This window comes from Nocardiopsis synnemataformans (assembly GCF_965343085.1).
Classification (GTDB): domain Bacteria; phylum Actinomycetota; class Actinomycetes; order Streptosporangiales; family Streptosporangiaceae; genus Nocardiopsis; species Nocardiopsis alborubida.
This window is the reverse complement of record NZ_CBDRFA010000165.1, coordinates 1-1,750: the sequence shown is the minus strand read 5'-3', so window position 1 is coordinate 1,750 and position 1,750 is coordinate 1. Positions and strand designations below refer to the sequence as shown.

Annotated in this window: 2 protein-coding genes; one reads left to right on the top strand and one right to left on the bottom strand. The window is 69.5% G+C overall.

Translation table 11 applies throughout. From position 1 onward, the window contains the following. Positions 1–82 precede the first annotated feature (82 nt). Positions 83–889, bottom strand: coding sequence for a thioredoxin-like domain-containing protein (locus ACSIH6_RS39260; protein WP_435113952.1), 807 nt, complete (start codon positions 887–889; stop codon positions 83–85). A gap of 89 nt (positions 890–978) precedes the next feature. On the opposite strand from ACSIH6_RS39260, the gene ACSIH6_RS39255 reads away from it, so the two are divergent. Next, entirely contained in the window at positions 979–1,710 is a 732-nt protein-coding gene (locus ACSIH6_RS39255; RefSeq protein ID WP_435113950.1) for a DUF305 domain-containing protein, read from the top strand. The last annotated feature ends 40 nt before the right edge of the window (positions 1,711–1,750 follow it).

Below are 1,750 nucleotides of genomic sequence, written 5' to 3'. Positions count from 1 at the left end.
CCCCCCCCCCCCCCCCCCCCCCCCCCCCCCCCCCCCCCCACGTTCGGTCATCACGGGATCACGGTGACGGTGGAAAGTCCCGTCAGTTCTCCGTCCCGGTCGACTCCTCAGCGGCCGGCTCGTCCTCGGCGGCGTCGGAGGCCTCGTCCCCGGCGCCCTCCTCAGTGCCTTCCTCCGTGCCCTCCTCGGCTCCGGCGTCGCCGCCCTCGGTGCCCTCCATGGTCTCGGCGTCCACGCCGCCGCCGCTGCCGAGCATGGCCTCGACCTCCTCGGCGTTCTCCGCCACGCCACCGGAGCAGGCGGCGCCCGGCTCGGGAACGTCGGTGCCGCGCTCGTACAGCCGCACGAAGCGCTGGAGGTTCTCGTCGTCGGCGCTCTCGGCGCTGATCTGGCGTCCCCAGCTGGAGGCGACGATCGGCGCGTCCAGCTCACCCGCGTAGGGGCTGATCACCAGGTAGTCGCCGGAGCTGTACATGTCGGTCAGCGTCTGCACCTGGTCCTCGGGCAGGTCGGGCCGGTAGTTGATCCACACCGCGCCGTGCTCCAGGGAGTGCACCGCGAACTCGTGGGTCACCGGCTCGGTGTAGACACCGCAGTTCTGCCAGGCGTTCCAGTGGTCGCCGCCCACGGGCGGGGTCTGCTCGTAGTTCACGCGCTGTCCGGTGTCGACGTGGGCGTAGGAGCCGACCTCGTACTCCTCCACCCCCGAGATCGTGCGGCTGCGGAACTCCATGAAGACGAGGAAACCGATCAACCCCACGACCAGGACCACAGCGGTCGTGATACCGGTGGTGGTAAGGATTTTGCGGCGGCGTTCCTCTTTGACGCGTTGCGCCTTCAGCTCGGCGGCGCGGCGGCGACGCTCCTCCGCCGTCTTCTTCTTGGCCACTGGGTCTCCTGGGATGGATGGTGACATTAGGGACTTACCTATCCTCTACTTTGGCACCAGAGTTGGGCGATTCGACCAGGATGGTTCCTATGGAACAGAAAAACGGTCCCGCGGCCGGGACCGCCGACCACGTCGGCGATGTCCCGGACGACGACGGGCCCCCGTGGGAGGACGGGGCACCGGACGAGGAGACCCCGTCGCGGGTGTCCTGGCGTTCGGTACCGATGTGGATCACTGTGATCCTCGTCGTACTGGCCCTGGGCGGGGGTTACCTGCTGGGACGCCCGTCCCACCCCCTGGACACCGGCGCCGACGCCGGGTTCCTGCGTGACATGAGCGCGCACCACGCCCAGGCCGTGGACATGTCGATGATCATCCTGGAGAAGACCGAGGACCCCGAGCTGCGCACGGTGGCCACCGACATCACCCGCACGCAGCAGGCCCAGATCGGGATCATGCAGGGGTGGCTGATGGCCTGGGACCTCAACGCGCGCGGCGTGCAGGAGCCGATGGCCTGGATGGAGGGCCACGACCACGGCGGTGAGGGCGGCGAGGTCCCCGACACGATGCCGGGCCTGGCCTCCTCCGAGGAGATGGTGTCCCTGGAGGACGCCGAGGGAGTGGAGGCCGAACTCCTCTTCCTGGAGCTGATGATCGCCCACCACCGGGGCGGCATCGAGATGGCCGAGGCGGAGGTGGAGCTGGGCCAGGAGGACCTGGTCACCAACTTCGCGCAGGGGATGGCCGACTCCCAGCTCAAGGAGATCGACCTGATGGAGGGCATGATCGACCAGCGCCAGGACGGCGTCTCCGGCGACTGACCCCGCTTCCCCGGTGCACGACGGCGGGGGGGGGGGGGGA

Excerpts from the sequence above, each read along its gene's own strand:
- ACSIH6_RS39255 (WP_435113950.1), top strand. The coding sequence starts at position 979 with ATGGAACAGAAAAACGGTCCCGCGGCCGGGACCGCCGACCACGTCGGC.